Raw genomic sequence first — 16,992 nt, 5'->3', positions numbered from 1 at the left:
TCCCCTTCGTACGGACGTCCGGGGCACCGCGCACACTGGAAACCGAGCGCGGTGCCCCGTTCCATGCAGTTCCCGCAGTCCCTGCACCACCTCCACCGGACAACGGCGTCCGGCGCGACCACCAAGGAGTTCCCGTGGCCATCTCGGTCTTCGACCTGTTCTCGATCGGCATCGGCCCGTCCAGCTCCCACACCGTGGGCCCGATGCGCGCGGCCCGCATGTTCGCCCGCCGCCTGCGCAACGAGGGACTGCTCGACCAGGTGACCTCCATACGCGCCGAGCTCTACGGCTCCCTCGGCGCGACCGGCCACGGCCACGGCACCCCCAAGGCGGTCCTGCTCGGCCTGGAGGGCGCCTCCCCGCGCACCGTGGACGTCGAGGGCGCCGACGAACGCGTCGAGGAGATCAAGTCCTCCGGGCGGATCAACCTGCTCGGCGAGCGGGAGATCGGCTTCGCCTTCGACGACGACCTGGTCCTGCACCGCCGCAAGGCCCTGCCGTACCACGCCAACGGCATGACGGTCTTCGCGTACGACGCCTCCGGCGGCCTCGTGCTGGAGAAGACGTACTACTCCGTGGGCGGCGGCTTCGTCGTCGACGAGGACGCGGTCGGCGAGGACCGCATCAAGCTCGACGACACCGTCCTGAAGTACCCCTTCCGCACCGGCGACGAACTGCTGCGGCTGACCCGCGAGACCGGTCTGTCGATCTCCGCGCTGATGCTGGAGAACGAGCGGGCCTGGCGCACCGAGGAGGAGATCCGCGAGGGGCTCCTCGGCATCTGGCGCGTCATGCAGGCGTGCGTCTCGCGCGGAATGACCCGCGAGGGCATCCTGCCCGGCGGCCTGAAGGTGCGCAGGAGGGCCGCCGTCTCCGCCCGCCAGCTGCGCGCCGAGGGCGACCCGCTGGCCCACGCCATGGAGTGGATCACCCTCTACGCGATGGCCGTGAACGAGGAGAACGCGGCGGGCGGCCGCGTCGTCACCGCCCCCACCAACGGCGCCGCGGGCATCATCCCGGCCGTCCTGCACTACTACATCAACTTCGTGCCGGGCGCGGACGAGGACGGCGTCGTCCGCTTCCTGCTCGCCGCCGGCGCCATCGGCATGCTCTTCAAGGAGAACGCCTCCATCTCCGGCGCAGAGGTCGGCTGCCAGGGCGAGGTCGGCTCCGCCTGCTCGATGGCGGCCGGCGCCCTCGCCGAGGTCCTCGGCGGCAGCCCCGAACAGGTCGAGAACGCCGCCGAGATCGGCATGGAGCACAACCTGGGCCTGACCTGCGACCCGGTGGGCGGACTCGTCCAGATCCCGTGCATCGAGCGCAACGGCATGGCGGCCGTGAAGGCCGTCACCGCCGCGCGGATGGCGATGCGCGGCGACGGCTCCCACAAGGTCTCCCTCGACAAGGTCATCAAGACCATGAAGGACACCGGCGCGGACATGAGCGTCAAGTACAAGGAGACGGCGCGGGGCGGGCTGGCGGTCAACATCATCGAGTGCTGAGGGAGAAGGCCCTGACCAGCGCGTTCGGCGCGAGCCCAGGACGCGCACCGGCGCTGGTACACCGACGGTGGCGGTCGCGTCGGCATCCCTGCGCCGGACCTGAACTCACCTCACCGTGCCGGTCCGAGCGGATCCCGGCCCGTCACCGGGGGACGTCGTGGTCTTCCGGCAGCGGGCCCGGCGCCATCGCCGTCAAGCCGCCAAGGCTCACCCCGCACACGTGGACGCCGTCACACTCTCAGCGCACAGACCTTCACCTGCACGGATACCGCGAGTGAGCCCTGCGCTCATAGTGGATTGACTATTCCACAAATCGCGCTACGCTGCCCCCATGGCACGCACCAGGGAATTCGACATCGATCAGGCGGTAGACCGTGCCATGGATCTGTTCTGGCGCCGGGGCTACGCCGAGACATCCCTGCAGGACCTGCTGAAGGAGCTGTCGATAGGCAGCGGCAGTTTCTACGCGGCCTTCGGCTCGAAGGAGCAGCTCTACTTCCGCTCCCTCGACCGCTACGTCTCCCTCCAGGGCGGCGACCTGGAGAGGGCCCTCGACGAGACGCCCGAGATCCGGCCCGCAGTCCGCAAGGTGCTCACCTCCATGATCGAGGCGGACCTGGCCGACCCCACGCGCGGCTGCCTCGTGGTCAACACCGCCACAGAGTGCGGTGACCAGCCCTCGGCAGCGGACCGCGTCAGCACCGCGATCCGGCAGGTCGAGTCCTTCCTCGCCGGCGCCTTGGAGCGGGCACAAGCGAAGGGCGAGATCTCTCCGGAGAAGAACCCGAGGGAATTGGCCAGGTTCCTGACCACGTTCATCCAGGGGATCCGTGTCGTCGGCGGAGCACGCATGGGGAGGGAGTTCGTGGAGGACGCCCTGTCCACGGCGATGCGCGCACTGGACTGAGCACCGCAGGAAACCCCACCGCCTCCCGCTCGCGATTCACCCTGCCACTCACCCTGCCACAATTATGTATTGGTCAATCCAGAAAGGGACCCGTCATGGAACTGCACCTCAAGGACAAGGTTGCCGTCGTCACCGGAGCCAGCAAGGGCATAGGCCTGGCCGTGGTCGAGAAGCTGGCCCGAGAGGGCGTCAAGGTCGTGGCCGGCAGCCGCTCCTCCACTCCCGAACTGGACGCCCTGGCCGCCGGCCACGACGTCACGGTCGTGGCGGTCGACCTCTCCACCGCAGAGGGAGCGGAGACCCTGATCCAGCAGGCCGTGGAGCGTCACCATCGCCTGGACATCCTCGTCAACAACGTGGGCGCCGCCGAGCCCCGCGAGTCGTTCCTCAAGGTCAGCGACACCGACTGGCAACGAATCTTCGACCTGACCTTTTTCAGCGCCGTCCGCGCCAGCCGTGCAGCCCTTCCCCACCTGGTCGCGACCGGCGGCGCGGCGATCGTCAACATCAGCTCGATCAACGCTCGGCTGCCCTTCCCCATGGTGGTCGACTACTCGGCGGCCAAGGCCGCGTTGACCAACCTGAACAAGTCGTTGTCCGAGGAGTTCGCCCCTCAGGGCGTTCGCGTCAACGCGATCGCTCCCGGACCGGTCCGCACGCCGTTCTGGACCGCTCCGGGCGGGTTCGCCGACGCCACCGCCGCGGCCGCCGGGACCACCGCACAGGAGGCGCTGGACGTGGTCGTGCCGCAGAGCATGAGCATCAGCTCCGGCCGGATCACCGAGGCGCACGAGGTCGCCGACCTCACCCTCTTCCTCGCCTCCCCACTCGCCGCCAACATCACGGGAACGGAGACCGTCATCGACGGCGGCCAGACCAAGACACTCTGACGCCCGCACAGGGCACGGCATCCGGCCGACGCGGCCGATGCTCCGGCCCGCCCCGCGTGGGGTGCCGACACCCGACACCGGGCGGCCGGGGCCTCCCCGCGCCACGACAGGAGCCACCCCGGACCACAGGGCTGTGCCCGAAAAGGCGACTTAGGTGGTCAGAGACTTCTTCCCTCCCGCGGCCCGCTCCCACGTCACGCCGCGTGACAGCCCTACGGCCGGTCACGGAGCAAGCAATGTTTACTATTCAACTTACAATCCAAGTGGAGACATACATGTCGTTCGACGACCCGATCACTCCTGAGCCGCTTCTTCAGCTCGGCCTGGGCTTCATGGCTTCCAAGACGCTTCTGAGCGCAGTGGAGTTGGGCGTCTTCACGGTGCTGGCCGGCGGCGACCGCGACCGTGAGTCCCTCGCCTCCGAGGTGGGCCTGCACCCCAGGTCCTCCGCGGACTTCCTCGACGCCCTGGTGTCACTCGAGGTGCTGACCCGCGACGAGGACGGCACCTACCGCAACACCCCCGCCGGGGACCTGTTCCTGGACCGGGCCAAGCCGTCGTACGTGGGCGGCATCCTCGAGATGGCCAACACCCGCCTCTTCGGCTTCTGGAACAACCTCACCGACGCACTGCGGACCGGCACCCTGCAGAACGAGGTCGCACACAGCGGTGCCCCGTTCTTCGCCACGCTCAGCCAGGACCCCGTTGCCTGGCGCACCTTCCTCAACGGCATGAACGGCGTCAGCACTCCCCTTGCCGCCGCGCTCGCAGCCGACTTCGACTGGACCGGCCGCCGCCACGTCATCGACCTCGGCGGAGCCCTCGGCGCGGTGCCGGCCGCCGTCCTGCACTCCAACCCGGACATCACCGGCGCCGTCTTCGAGCTTCCCCCCGTGGGCCCGGTGTTCGAGGAGTTCGTCGCGGCCCACGGTCTGACCGACCGCCTCACCTTCCACGGCGGAGACTTCTTCTCCGACCGGCTGCCCGAGGCCGACGTCTACGTCATGGGGCAGATCCTCCACGACTGGAACCTGGAACAGCGCCAGTTCCTGCTCAAGAAGGCCTACGACGCCCTGCCCGAGGGCGGCACACTCATCGTTTACGACGCCATGATCGACGACGAGCGCCGACACAACACCTACGGCCTGATGCTGTCGCTCAACATGCTCATCGACACCGAGGGCGGGTCGGAGTACACGGTCGCGGACGCCACCCAGTGGCTCCGGGCCGCCGGCTTCACCAAGGTGGAGGCCCGCCATCTCATCGGCGGCTACACCGCCGTCTACGCCACCAAGTGAGCGTGGGTCCCACCACTCCGCGTTGATGCGCGGCACACGAACGGCCCCGCCACGGACCGCTGTTCGACGACATGGGCGGTCGCCGCTGCGCGCACCACGGCCGCTGACACTCGGCTCGAAGATGTGCTCGCCCACCCGTGTGCCCTCCAGCGGCGGAGCCGTGCCGGCCCCACGGATCCGGCATTCCGGCCGCACGCGGCCAGGAGCGGGGCGCCGGACGCACGCGGCCAGGAGCGGGGCGCCGGACGCACGCGAACGCCGCCGCCGCCCACGCGGCCGGCGCCCCCGGACTGATCGACATGGCCCGCCCGAACGCCGCGCCGAAGGCAGCAGCCGACCGGTGGACGTCCGGGCCCAACCCCGCCAGAAGCGGCAGCGCGGCCACCCGCGGGGCCGCATTGCGTCGACACCACTGGCCAGACCCGGGCCGACGGACTTCCCGGCACGTCGCACGGGGGTGGGAGGGCCCGCCGGAGGGAAAGCGGAGGCTAGCGCACCCGCGCACCCCCTGTCCCCCACGACCCCAGGGAGCCCCCATGCTGCGAGGCGTCGACGTCAGCGCCTATCAGTCGTCCGCGTACGGCACCGACGGTCTCTCCTTCGTCTTCGTCAAGGCGACGGAAGGCCGTTCCTACGTCAATCCGAAGCTGACCGCGCAGGTGAAGACGGCGCGCGACGCCGGATGCGTGGTCGGGTTCTACCACTTCCTGTGGCCGGGGAACATCACCGCGCAGGCCGAGTACTTCGTGGGCAAGGCCCCGGAGAAGGCCGGCGACCTGCTCGCCGTGGACTGGGAGACGACGGGCGACGGCACGCACGCCGGCAACGCGGAGAAGGACCGGTTCATCCGCAAGGTGAAGGAGCTGCGGCCCCACCACCGGGTGGTGCTCTACACGAACCGCAACTACTGGCTCAACGTCGACACCACCTCGTACGCCGGGGACGGACTGTGGATCGCCGACTACGTGACCGCGGGCAAGCCCCGCATCAAGGCCTCGTGGCGTTTCCACCAGTACACCGACGACCCGCTGGACAAGGACGTCGCGAACTTCGCGGACGAGGCCGCGCTGCGCGCGTGGGCCCTGAAGCAGTGATCAGGCGCCGGAAGCGCGGTCCCGGTCCGCTCCCCTCACGAAGGCCAGGATCTCGGGTGCCGCCTCGCCGAGGCTGCCGAAGTGGCGGTGCACGCCGTCCACCTCGGGCCCGTTGACGCCCCAGACGGTCATCCCGGCCCGCAGCCCGGCCGTCACCCCGGACGGCGCGTCCTCCACCACCAGGCAGTCCGCCGGACGGGCACCGAGCAGCTCCGCACCCAGCAGATAGGGCACGGGCGACGGCTTGCCCTCGGCGACGGAGGCGGCGTCCACGACGACCCCGGGCACGGGCAGGCCGGTCCGGGCGAACCGGCCGCGCACCCGGTGCGCGTAGTTCGACGTCACCAGGCCCCACCTGCCGGGCGGCAGGGCGGCGAGCAGGCCGGCGGCGCCCGCGAAGGCGGAGTAGGTGCCGGTGCGCACGTCCTCGTCCTCCAGCGCGTGCAGGGCGGCCAGGCACTCCCCCGGATCGCGGTCCGGGGCGACGGTCTCGAACGTCTCCAGGGGGCGGGTGCGCAGCGCGACCCGGTGGACCTCCTCGGGATCCAGCCCGTACCGCTCGGCCCAGGTGTGCCAGACCCGGCGCTGGTTGTCCACCGCGTCGATCAGGGTGCCGTCGACGTCGAACAGGACGTACGGTCCGGGGGCCGGGTCCGGGGCTTGCCTCACGCTCTCGCTGTTCACGTCATGATCATGCCGGAAGGGTGCGGCCCGAGGGCAGGTCGGGCCGCACCAGTGCCCGCGTTCTGCGGTGCGGGGTCTCAGGCCCGGAAGTCGGCCGAGCGCTCCGGTGACGCCTCCGCCAGCGCCTTCGTCACCGCGTCGGTGCCTTCCTGGAGGCCGTAGACCGGGGTGCCGGGCTGCTGGCGCCAGGAGTCGGCCAGGCTCCCGGCGTCGACGGTGTCGAAGCCGAGCTCGTCGATGAGGGCGCGGACGACGCGCTTGGCCGCCTCGTCGTCCCCCGCCACCGGGAGGGCCATGCGGTCGGGGGCGCCGGCCGGACGGTGGCGGTCGAGGATGTCCTGGGCGTAGGTGCCGTTGAATGCCTTGACGACGGTGTGACCGATCTGCCGGGCCGTCCAGCCGCTTTCCGTGAGTCCCTCGTCCTCGATGGCGGCGATCCTGCCGTCGCGCTGCTGCGGGTAGTAGTTGCCGGTGTCGATGACGGCCACACCGTCCGCGGCTCCGTCGAAGAGCCCGGACGGCAGGTCCGGCACCGCCTTCAGCGGGACCGTGACCACGACGAGGTCGGCGTCGCGTGCCGCTTCCCCGACCTCGACGGGTGTCGCGCCGGTCTCCTCGGCGAGCGCGGTGAGCGTGTGGGGGCCGCGGGAGTTGGCGACGGAGACGTCGTGACCGAGGGCGGTGAGCCGCCGGGTGAGGTTGCCGCCGATGTTGCCCGCGCCGATGATGCCGATCTTCATGAGTGCAACGCCCTTCCAGGGTTGATGCTCCTGATGGGGATCACCAACCCCGGTTCCGAGCACGCTATTCCGTCCTGTACGGCATGCGGGTGGGGGTCGTGACGTCGTCGCGGACGGCCGGCCACGGTGGGGCTCCGCGCCCCTCCGGTGGCTTTCCGTGGGCCTACGGTCCGGCACCCCCCGGTGCTGTCGAGGTCGGCCCGAACGGCCTCGTCCTCAATCGCCGGACGGGCTGAGAGGTGCCCCGACCCTCAAGCGGACGGGGATGTATGTGCGCACGCCCCCTGCCCCGTGCGGTCGGCCGCCGGCCGAAGGGGCCGTGCCGGTGCATCACATGCCCGTCGCCGACGGCGACACGGACCCGCCGAGGATCCACCAGCTCCCTCCGCACGACGGCTGCGACGGGCGGATCACCGGCACCGACCCGCCCCACCCACCAAACCGCACCCGCGGACCACGCACCCGCACGACGACCACCACGGGCGGCACCCACCGGACCGGACCCGGGACGGTACCGCAGAGGGCGCCCACCGGAGATCCGATGGGCGCTCTCTGCGCGCGTCGCACGGGGCGGACGTCACTTGTTCAGGTGGGCCCAGAACTCGTCGAACGAGAGGACCTTGTCCCCGTTGAGGTCCCGGCTCTTGATGATCACCTCGGCGACCGACTCGGTGACGTTCCAGTCGCCCTCCTGGGCCAGGGCGGTCTTGAACTCGGCTGCGGTGATGAAACCGTCACCATCCGTATCGATCCGCTGGAACTGCTTGCGTGCTTCCTCGATGTCCGCCACCGATCCGCCCCTTCGTCGTGCATGACTGCATGTAGTACTGCCGTGTTTACGGACGTCAGATTAACGGGCCGCCCCGGCACGGAGTGCGGCGAGTACCCAGGCGAACTCCTCCCGGTGGGCGGACAGCGGCTCCGTCCCACGCACCAGAGCGTTCAGCTCCCGGAAACGGGCCATCTCGACATGCGCGGCGGACTCCATGCGTTCCAGGACGGCAGCCCGGTCGGCATCGCCGAGCAGCCCGCGCAGCACTTCCTCGGCCTCCGGCGACCCGGGCGCGACACCCCGCTCCAGCGCCTCACCCGCGAGCTGCACCAGCCGGCTCATGAACCACACGGAGGTGCCGGCCGGCACATCGGGCCCCCGGTCCGCCGCGTTGAACTCGATCATCTTCCGCATCCGCGCCCGGAAACCCCGGTCCTGGATCATCTCGGCCAGCTCCACCCAGGCGTCCACCTGCTCGGGCGTCGGCTCCTCCGGCAGGTCCGCCAGGGTGAACCGCATCCGGGTGCGGATGTCGGGGTCCGCCGTGTCCAGGCCCCCGAACGTCTCCTCCATGAAGTCGTCGACGATGCGCTTGCGTTCCGCGGCCGAGAGCCGCGCCAGCTTGTTCATCAGTGTCATCTCCTCAGCGGTCGAGCCGCGTCGCGCCACGGTCGACAGCACCGCCCGGGTCACCTGCAGCGAGCGGATCTGCGCGTCCAGCGCCGCCACGTGCGCGGCGGCCACCTCCGCGACCGTCGTCTCGCCGGCCAGCACCTTGCGCACGTCGTCCAGCCCCAGGCCGAGCTCGCGCAGTGTGCGGATCAGCTCCAGCCGGGCCACGGACGCGGCGTCGAACAGCCGGTAGCCGCCCGCGGAACGGGTCACCGGGGGCAACGCTCCCTCGTCCGACCAGTACCGGATCGTACGGACGGACAGGCCGGTGCTCCGGGACAGCTCTCCGATGGTGAAGAGACCGGTGCCGTCGTGCGGGGGGTCATGGGGGTGGCCCCCCGGGGAAGACTGCATGTCTGCGAGTCTGGGCCTTCCAGTGGGTGGAGACTCAAGGGAGCGCCATGGCGACGGAGAACCTGCGGGACATTCTGGACGCGGCCGCGCGGGGTGACTTCCCGCCCGCGGACGGCGGTACGACCGTCGTGCCCCAGCCGAGCCACCGGGACGCCGGGGTCCTCGCCCTCACCGCGCACTCCGTCGTCTTCACCGACGAGGACCCCGAGTGGGTGCGCGAGGCGATGCTCGCCGCGCGCTGCGACGCCCTCGCGGCCAGCATGAACGCACGGTTCCTGACGGCGTTCCTGGACCGCACGGGCCGCACGACCGACACGATCGACCTGCTCGCCGTCGGCTCCCCGCTGCCGGGCGCGCCGCCGCTGCGGCTCACGGAGATCGAGGACCCCGGCCATCCACGTGTGGCCGGGGCCCAAAAGCGGCGCGACGCCGTACGGGTGTGGGCCGCGGACGGCGGCGTCCTGGTCCTCGGGCGCGGGGTCGCGGGACGCCTGGAGGTCGCGGTCGAGGTGGACGAGCACGCCCGGCAACGCGGGCTGGGACGGCAGTTGGTGACGGCGGCTCGGCATCTGGGCGGGGGTGAGCCGGTGTGGGCCCAGATCTCGCCGGGGAACGCCCGCAGTCTGCGGGCGTTCCAGGCGGCCGGGTACCTGCCGGTGGGGTCCGAGGCGCTGCTCCTCGCCCGCTGAACCGTGGCTCTCGGGCGGGGTCCGACCGCGCCCGGCCCGCGCGCGCGGGAGCCGAGTTCAGGTTCGGGTCCGCGGTGGCGGGCCGGGGACCGTCCGCCGTACGACGGCGTGTCAGGTGCTAGCGGAAGATGCCCGTGTGGCCCAGCGAGTAGCGGCCCGGCTGCGGATACACCGCGAGGCCGTGCGGACCGCTCCCGACCGGGACGCGGGCGAGCTGCGTGCCCGTGCGGGTGTCGATGGCGTACACCTCGGAGTCGTAACGGCCCGACAGCCACAGGACCTTGCCGTCGGCCGAGACCCCGCCCATGTCCGGGCTGCCGCCGCCCGGCAGCGGCCACTTCTCCGTGAGCCGGTTCTTCGTGAAGTCGAAGATGGAGATGGTGCCTTCGCTACGGTTGGAGATGTACATCCGGCGCGAGTCGCGGCTGACGTACAGGCCGTGCGTGCCCTTGCCGGTGCGCAGCAGGGTCGGCTTGGAGAACTTGTCGCCGTCCAGGACCCACACGCCGCCCGCCATCATGTCGGCGATGTAGAACCTCTTGCCGTCGGGCGAGATCTTCACGTCCTGCGGCATCGAGCCCGTGAACGGGATCTTCTCCTGCGCGACCACCTTCATCTTCTCGGTGTCGACCTTCAGCACCTCGCCGCTGAACTCGCAGGACGCGATGAAGTAGCGGCCGTCCAGGGAGAAGTCCGCGTGGTTCACGCCGTAGCAGCTCACCGGTTCGGTCTTCACCCGCTTCATGGTGTGTGCGTCGCGGAAGACGAGTTCGCGGTCGAGCGAGGCCATGACGATCGCGTACTTGCCGTTCGGGGTGAAGTAGAGGTTGTACGGGTCGTGCACCGGGACCGGCTTGCCCGCCTTGCCGGTCTTCGGGTCGATGGGGGTGAGGGAGTTGCCCTTGTCGTTGTTGACCCACAGCGTCTTCATGTCCCACGACGGGACGACGTGCTGGGGCTGTGTGCCGACGGGGATCGTCTTGACGACCCGGTACGTCTTCGGGTCGATGACCGAGACGGTGTTGGAGTTGGTGTTGGGCACGTAGACACGGGACGGGAAGTCCTTGACCACCGGGGAGAGCTTGTTCGGGCGGTCCGCGGCGTAGACGTCCTTGGGGTTCAGCACCGGGGGCATACCGGGCAGGACCCGCACCTGCGGCTTCTTCGGCGGGGGCGGCGACTGGACGGCCGGCTTGCTGCCCAGGGCCTCGGTCGCGTGGTCCGTCGGCCCGCTGCCGCAGCCTGTGAGTCCGGTGAGCGCGGCGAGGGCGGCGAGCGCGGCGACGGCGACGCCGGTGGTCCGTGCGCGCCCGGCGGCGGTGGGGTGCATCAGCATCTGCATCAGCTCAGCAGCTCCGTGGTGGTGACCGCGCGCAGGCCACGGCGGTCGAGTTCGTGCAGGAGGGAAGGGAGGGCCGTCACCGTGTCCGCGTAGCCGAAGTGCAGGCTCACCACGGAACCGTTGCGGACCTCGCCGATGACCTTGCGGGTGACGGCGGGGGCGCCCGGCGAGGTGTAGTCGAGCGAGTCGACGTCGTAGGAGAGGACGTGGGGGTAGCCCGCGCGACGGGCCAGCCGGGCGACTTCCGGGGAGGCGCGGGCGGTGCGGGAGGGTCTGAACCAGGTGCCGATCGAGCCGGTGAGCCGTCTCAGGCGGTCCGCGCAGCCGCGGATCTCCGCGTCGGCGTCCGCCTCCGGCATGGAGTTGATGTCCAGGTGGTGGAGGGTGTGGTTGCCGAGGTCGTGGCCGCCGTCGAGGATGCGGCGGGCGATGTCGGGGTGCTCGTCGAGCCAGGTGCCGACGGCCAGCACCGTGACGCGGGCGCCGGCCTTCTCCGCCTCGCCGAGCACCGATGCGGCGATGGCCGGATCGCCCTGGCCGTGAAAGGTGAGGGCGACCTGGGGGCGGGTGCGGGGGCCGTGGGTGATCTCGGCGGGCTGGGACGGGAAGGTGCGGGGGGCGGTGACGGTGGCCGAGCGGCTGTCGGTGGGCCGGGGTTGGGGTCGGGGGTGCGTGGATGTGGGTGTGGGCGTCGGCGGGGGCGCGGCGGCTCCTGCGGTGGAGCAGCCTGCGGTCAGCGTTCCGGCGGCCAGCGCGGCCCCGGATCGCAGCGCCGTCCGCCGGTCCGGGGCGGGGGGTGTGGTGGGTGACAGCGGGGGGTGTGCGGGCGGCGTGGTCACCCGCACCATTTAAGGGCGAAACGCCCGTGAAACTGTTGATTGGCCCCAGTGGGGGATGTACGGGTCGCGTGTGCGGTCCCCGGGGCCGGGCCGGTGGGCGCCCTCTGCGGTACCGTCCCGGGTCCGGTCCGGTGGGTGCCGCCCGTGGTGGCCGTCGTACGGGTGCGTGGTCCGCGGGTGCGGTCCGGTGGGTGGGGCGGGTCCGTGCCGGTGATCCGCCCGTCGCAGCCGTCGTGCGGAGGGAGCTGGTGGATCCTCGGCGGGTCCGTGTCGCCGTCGGCGACGGGCATGTGATGCACCGGCACGGCCCCTTCGGCCGGCGGCCGACCGCACGGGGCAGGGGGCGTGCGCACATACATCCCCGTCCGCTTGAGGGTCGGGGCACCTCTCAGCCCGTCCGGCGATTGAGGACGAGGCCGTTCGGGCCGACCTCGGGGAGTTCCGAGGGCCCGGGAGAAGGGGTGGCCGGGGGCATTTGGAGGCGGTGGAGCGGGAGTTGGGTGGGAGGTGAACGTGTGGTGCACAGCGGGCGTACAGGTTCGGCGGTGCTTTTGGATCAGTCGGGCCCGTCTGCGATAGTCAGCGGTGCGACCTCCACCCATTGACCCGGGCCATGGTTGTCGCCGGCGCCGCGGATCACACCCCAATTCGTTCCGCGGCGCCCTCGGACCCCGGCCGCACCGCGGCCGGGGTCCCGCATGTCAGCGGTCGGCCACGCGCATCTCGAACCAGGTGGTCTTGCCGCGGGGCAGGAGATCGACGCCCCAGCGGTCGGAGAGCTTGTCGACGAGGAAGAGCCCGCGGCCGCTCAGGTCGAGTTCCTGAACGGGCATCAGACAGGGCAGCCCGCGCGAGGGATCACGGACCTCGATGCGGATCCAGCCACGGCGGCGGCGCATCCGGAGTCCGAAGACGCGGGCGCCGGTGTGACGCACGGCGTTTCCGACGAGTTCCGAGACGAGCAGGACGGTGTCCTCGGTCATCTTGGGCGACAGCCCCCAGTGGCGCAGGACCACGACCTGGGTGAGCCGTCGCGCGGTGGCCGCGGACTCGGGGCGGGACGGCAGCGGCACCTCCGCCTCGGTCGGATTGCCGAACAATTCCAGGGCCTTGAGCGCCCGTTCGTCCTCGACCGCAGGCGTCCAGCGCGCCGCGGTCGCACTCCCGTGCCGCCGCGGCTGTTCGATACCCTCCAGCCCCGCCATGCCCCCATCATGGCCGCCCAGAGCATCCTTCGGGGGCGTTCCGGAGGAATACGCCCCCCGGAACACTTCATTCCGCAACATCCGATCGGCATATGCCAGAGGCAGTTCAGGCCTTTCGGCAGCCCGGCTGACCTGCGCGGACATACCTCGTTGAGGCAATCGCCGACGACCCCCGACAAGGTCGGCTTAAGGCTGCGTTAAGGCTCCCATAAACCGTCCCTTCGGGGGACGCCGGATAAGACACCGCGTCAACTGCAAGTGGATCAGCGGAATTTGTTCAGTGACTTTCGCTGCATCGCGCGGTGGACGCTCAGAGGAACTTGGCCTTTCCGGGGCCCTCCTCGACGAAGCTGCGCATGCCCCGCTCCCGGTCCTCCGTGGCGAACAGGCCCGCGAACCAGTTCCGCTCGATGGCGAGTCCGGTCTCGAGGTCCGTCTCCAGACCCGCGTCGATCGACTCCTTGGCCGCACGCAGCGCGATCGCGGGGCCCTGCGCGAGCTTCGACGCCCAGGCGTGCGCGGCGGTGTACACCTCGTCGGCGGGGACGACCCGGTCCACCAGGCCGAGGGAGAGCGCCTCGTCGGCCTTGACCATACGGCCGGTGAAGATGAGGTCCTTGGCCTTGGACGGGCCGATCAGACGGGACAGCCGCTGGGTGCCGCCGGCTCCGGGGATCAGGCCGAGCAGGATCTCGGGCTGGCCGAGCTTGGCGTTGTCCGCGGCGATGCGGTAGTCGGCACAGAGGGCCAGTTCGCAGCCGCCACCGAGCGCGTATCCGGTGACGGCGGCGACGACCGGCTTGGGGATGCGGGCGATGGCGGTGAAGGAGTCCTGCAGGGCCCGGGACCGCACGACCATCGCCGCGTGGTCCATGGCCTGCATCTCCTTGATGTCCGCGCCCGCCGCGAACACCTTCTCCCCGCCGTACAGGACGACCGCGCGGACGTCCGCCCGGCGCGTGACCTCCTCGGCGAGCTCCTTGAGCCGGTCCTGCGTGGCAATGTCCAGCGCGTTCATCGGCGGGCGGTCCAGACGGATGGTGCCCACACCTTCGGCTACTTCGAGATGCACAGTCATGGGAGCAGGTTAGTGGGCGTTAACGGCGACGGGCCGGGTGTGCTGAGTCACAGCACACCCGGCCCGTACCGGTGGAGCCTCTACTTGGTCCAGTCGGACCAGGACATGTTCCAGCCGTTGAGGCCGTTGTCCGGGGCGACCGTCTTGTCGTGGGAGTTCTTCACGATCACCACGTCGCCGATCATCGAGTTGTCGTAGAACCAGGCCGCCGGCACCTTGCCGTCGTAGCCTCCGCGCACGTCGCGTACGCCGATGCAGCCGTGGCTGGCGTTGTAGTTGCCGAAGGCGCCGCCGCCCCAGTAGTTGCCGTGGATGAACGTGCCGGAGTTGGTCAGGCGCTGGGCGTGCGGCACGTCCTTGATGTCGTACTCGCCGCCGTAACCGACCGTCTCGCCGTTCATGCGGGTCACCTTGAGGCGCTCGCTGATGACCATCTGGCCGTTCCAGGTGTCGTAGCCCGGCTTGCCCGTGGTGATGGGGATGGTCTTGAGGACCTTGCCGTCGCGCTTGACGACCATCTTGTGGGTCTTGGCGTCGACCGTGGTCACCTGGCTGCGGCCGATCGTGAACTTCACGGTCTTGGTCTGCTTGCCGTAGACGCCCGGACGGCCTTCGACACCGTCGAGATCGAGGCTCACGGTGACCTCGGTGCCGGCCTTCCAGTACTCCTCGGGACGGAAGTCGAGGCGGTCGTTGCCGAACCAGTGGCCCTCGACGTCGACCGCGGGCTCGGTCTTGATCCGGATGGCCTTCTCGACGGCGTCCGGATGCGTGATGCCCCGCGTGAAGTGGACGGAGAACGGCATCCCGACGCCGACCTTCGAGCCGTCCTCCGGCGTGTAGATGCCGACGAAGGTGTTCTTCGGGGTGAGGGTGGTGAAGGCGGACTCCTCTGCCGCCTCACGGCCCTCCGAGTCCTTGGCCACCGCGTGGACCTTGTACTTGGTGGCGGAGGCGAGGTGGGTGGAGGGCGTCCAGCTGGCGCCCCCGTCCGTGATGGTCCCCTCGACCGCCTTGCCCTTGGTGTCCTCGACCTTGACCTCGGTCAGCTTGCCCTTGGCCGCGGTCACCTTGAGGGCGCCGCTGGTCTTCACGTCGTCGGCGCCGTCCTTGGGGGCGATGGTCACGACGGCCTGCGAGGCCTTGGTGTCCGCCGAACTGGAGGCCTTGCCCTTGCCGTCACTCTTCTCGGACCCGGAGTCCGAGTCCCCTCCGCCGCCGCAGGCGCTCACCGCGAGCAGGAGGGAGGCGAGGAGCAACGCCGACACCCCCCGCTTCCGGTGTGTGCGTGCGCCAACCGACGCCCCCGATATCGGTCGCCCGTTCAAAGTCGTTCTCCCCTCGCACGGCCTGATCAGGCCCGCACTCCAGCGCGTCCCACGCGCGTATCGCGCTAATTAATCACACGGCCAGGAGGGATGGCTCCCCGGGAATGTCACTGTTCAGTCCCAACTTCGGCCGTACGGGGCGCCGCTGGAGTGCGTCGTGCGCGTACCCCTTTGTCGGGCTACCTCACCGCCCCACCCGCTTTCCACTGTTTCCAGCCCATGTTCCAACCGCTGAGCCCGTTGTCGGGAGCGACCGTTTTGTCTTCGCTGTTGACGACCTCGACGACGTCGCCGATGAGACTGCGGTCGAAGAACCAGCCGGCGGGGGTGTCCGAGCTGCCGCCCTTCACGTCCCGCAGGCCCACGCAGCCGTGACTGGCATTGCTGTTGCCGAAGACGTCCGTGGCCCAGTAGTTGCCGTGCAGGAAGGTGCCGGAGTCGGTGAGCCGCATCGCGTGGGGGACGTCGGGGATGTCGTACTCGCCGCCGAATCCGACCGTCTGGCTGTTCATCCGTGTCACCTCCAGCATCTCGGTGACGACCATCTTCCCGTTGTAGGTGGGGTTCTTCGGGGCGCCGGCGGTGATCGGCACGGTGGCGAAGAGGTCACCGTCGCGCCGTACTTCCATGGTGTGCGCGGCGGCGTCGACGAGCGAGACCTGGCTGCGTCCGACGGTGAACGAGAAGGTCTTGTACTGGAGTCCGTACACACCGCGGGCGCCCTCGACGTCCCGCAGCCGCAGGCCGACCGTGACCTTGGTGCCGGGCTTCCAGTACTCCCGCGGCCGGAAGTCGAGGCGTTCCTTGCCGAACCAGTGCGGGCGCACCTCGACGGCGGGCCGGGTGTCGATGTGGACGGCGCGTTCGACGGCGGCCCGATCGGTGATCTCCCGGTTGAACTTGAGCGAGATGATCATCCCCGTGCCCACGGTGGACCGGTTCTCCGGTGTGACGTAGGCGATGAACCGTTCGTCGGGGACGGCGGTCGTGAACGTCGTGTGGCGCGCCGAGCGCCGGCCGTGCCCGTCCAGGGCGACCGCGTCGACCGTGTACTTGGCGGCCAGCGCGAGCTGCGCGTCGTCGGGCTTCCAGGTCAGGCCGTCGTTCGTCAGGTGCCCGGGCACCGTGGACTCCTGCGCGTCCTGGTACTTGACCACCCGAACGGACTCCAGGCGCCCGTCGGGCACCCGCACCTCCAGCGTCTTGTCCGGTCGTACGTCCTTGCTGTCGTCGGCCGGGGAGACGCGGATGACGTCCCCGGACGACGGTGCCTTGCCCAGCACCTCGTCGATTCCCCCCGAGGTGCAACCGGCGGCTCCGGCCAGCAGGCCGGCCCAGGTCAGTACGGCGGCCAGTGCGGTGCCGGCGCGCCGCGGGCCCCATGTCATGTGTCCCACTCGAACCTCTGTCTTTCCGGCCGGGGGTCCGGGGTCGTCCCCGGGAACTGCGGTACACGGGTCCCAACGACCGTGCCCCTCCGGGGAAACGTGAGTGCGAGCCATGCTCTGGGCAGAACAGTGGGGAGGACGACGCGACGGGGAGCTGCGGCCGGGACTCCGTACGCCCCTTTTCCCGTCGTTCCATCGAGCCGCGGGAGG

The 16,992-nt window shown here is 70.3% G+C and carries 16 protein-coding genes; 6 read left to right on the top strand and 10 right to left on the bottom strand.

Annotated elements, in window-relative coordinates; all coding sequences use genetic code 11:
* The first annotated feature begins 134 nt into the window (after positions 1–134).
* From ACZ4IF_RS24330 to ACZ4IF_RS24310, 5 genes are all read left to right on the top strand, one after another.
* Positions 135–1,502: an L-serine ammonia-lyase gene (locus ACZ4IF_RS24330; protein ID WP_028805314.1), complete on the top strand. Its 1,368-nt coding sequence runs from the start codon at positions 135–137 to the stop codon at positions 1,500–1,502.
* Positions 1,503–1,833: 331 nt separating this feature from the next.
* Positions 1,834–2,409 carry a TetR/AcrR family transcriptional regulator gene (locus ACZ4IF_RS24325; protein WP_467566125.1) on the top strand — a complete coding sequence of 192 codons (576 nt, stop codon included), beginning with the start codon at positions 1,834–1,836 and terminating at the stop codon, positions 2,407–2,409.
* A gap of 95 nt (positions 2,410–2,504) precedes the next feature.
* Positions 2,505–3,299 (top strand): SDR family NAD(P)-dependent oxidoreductase, encoded by a 795-nt coding sequence (locus tag ACZ4IF_RS24320; RefSeq protein WP_467566122.1) that lies wholly within the window; start codon positions 2,505–2,507, stop codon positions 3,297–3,299.
* 275 nt (positions 3,300–3,574) lie between these two features.
* Positions 3,575–4,597, top strand: a complete 1,023-nt coding sequence (locus tag ACZ4IF_RS24315) for a methyltransferase (protein ID WP_467566119.1) — start codon at positions 3,575–3,577, stop codon at positions 4,595–4,597.
* 536 nt (positions 4,598–5,133) lie between these two features.
* Complete coding sequence (locus ACZ4IF_RS24310) at positions 5,134–5,691, top strand: glycoside hydrolase family 25 protein (protein ID WP_467566116.1); 558 nt, start codon at positions 5,134–5,136, stop codon at positions 5,689–5,691.
* Here ACZ4IF_RS24310 and ACZ4IF_RS24305 read toward each other — a convergent pair whose 3' ends face one another.
* The 4 genes from ACZ4IF_RS24305 to ACZ4IF_RS24290 form a co-directional block, all read right to left on the bottom strand.
* Positions 5,692–6,375, bottom strand: a complete 684-nt coding sequence (locus tag ACZ4IF_RS24305) for an HAD-IA family hydrolase (RefSeq protein WP_467566113.1) — start codon at positions 6,373–6,375, stop codon at positions 5,692–5,694.
* Between the two features lie 77 nt (positions 6,376–6,452).
* Positions 6,453–7,178: an NADPH-dependent F420 reductase gene (locus ACZ4IF_RS24300; protein WP_467566110.1), complete on the bottom strand. Its 726-nt coding sequence runs from the start codon at positions 7,176–7,178 to the stop codon at positions 6,453–6,455.
* Between the two features lie 514 nt (positions 7,179–7,692).
* Positions 7,693–7,905 carry an EF-hand domain-containing protein gene (locus ACZ4IF_RS24295; RefSeq protein WP_359501586.1) on the bottom strand — a complete coding sequence of 71 codons (213 nt, stop codon included), beginning with the start codon at positions 7,903–7,905 and terminating at the stop codon, positions 7,693–7,695.
* A gap of 60 nt (positions 7,906–7,965) precedes the next feature.
* Complete coding sequence (locus ACZ4IF_RS24290) at positions 7,966–8,913, bottom strand: MerR family transcriptional regulator (protein WP_467566106.1); 948 nt, start codon at positions 8,911–8,913, stop codon at positions 7,966–7,968.
* 47 nt (positions 8,914–8,960) lie between these two features.
* Between ACZ4IF_RS24290 and ACZ4IF_RS24285 the strand changes: the two genes are divergently transcribed.
* Positions 8,961–9,602 carry a GNAT family N-acetyltransferase gene (locus ACZ4IF_RS24285; protein ID WP_467566103.1) on the top strand — a complete coding sequence of 214 codons (642 nt, stop codon included), beginning with the start codon at positions 8,961–8,963 and terminating at the stop codon, positions 9,600–9,602.
* 118 nt (positions 9,603–9,720) lie between these two features.
* Here ACZ4IF_RS24285 and ACZ4IF_RS24280 read toward each other — a convergent pair whose 3' ends face one another.
* The 6 genes from ACZ4IF_RS24280 to ACZ4IF_RS24255 form a co-directional block, all read right to left on the bottom strand.
* Positions 9,721–10,932 carry a YncE family protein gene (locus ACZ4IF_RS24280; protein ID WP_467566686.1) on the bottom strand — a complete coding sequence of 404 codons (1,212 nt, stop codon included), beginning with the start codon at positions 10,930–10,932 and terminating at the stop codon, positions 9,721–9,723.
* 11 nt (positions 10,933–10,943) lie between these two features.
* On the bottom strand, positions 10,944–11,792 hold the full coding sequence (locus ACZ4IF_RS24275) for a polysaccharide deacetylase family protein (RefSeq protein ID WP_467566100.1): 849 nt from the start codon (positions 11,790–11,792) through the stop codon (positions 10,944–10,946).
* Positions 11,793–12,484: 692 nt separating this feature from the next.
* Positions 12,485–13,093 (bottom strand): ATP-binding protein, encoded by a 609-nt coding sequence (locus ACZ4IF_RS24270; protein ID WP_359501622.1) that lies wholly within the window; start codon positions 13,091–13,093, stop codon positions 12,485–12,487.
* A 205-nt stretch (positions 13,094–13,298) separates the two neighbouring features.
* Positions 13,299–14,066, bottom strand: a complete 768-nt coding sequence (locus tag ACZ4IF_RS24265; protein ID WP_467566097.1) for an enoyl-CoA hydratase/isomerase family protein — start codon at positions 14,064–14,066, stop codon at positions 13,299–13,301.
* A gap of 80 nt (positions 14,067–14,146) precedes the next feature.
* Positions 14,147–15,394, bottom strand: coding sequence for a L,D-transpeptidase (locus ACZ4IF_RS24260; RefSeq protein WP_467566094.1), 1,248 nt, complete (start codon positions 15,392–15,394; stop codon positions 14,147–14,149).
* 179 nt (positions 15,395–15,573) lie between these two features.
* Entirely contained in the window at positions 15,574–16,782 is a 1,209-nt protein-coding gene (locus ACZ4IF_RS24255) for a L,D-transpeptidase (RefSeq protein ID WP_467566090.1), read from the bottom strand.
* Positions 16,783–16,992: the final 210 nt, after the last annotated feature.

The sequence above is a fragment of the Streptomyces sp. NPDC025784 genome (assembly GCF_055558435.1).
Note: the sequence above shows the minus strand (reverse complement) of the source record. Positions and strands in the feature narration are given on the sequence as shown.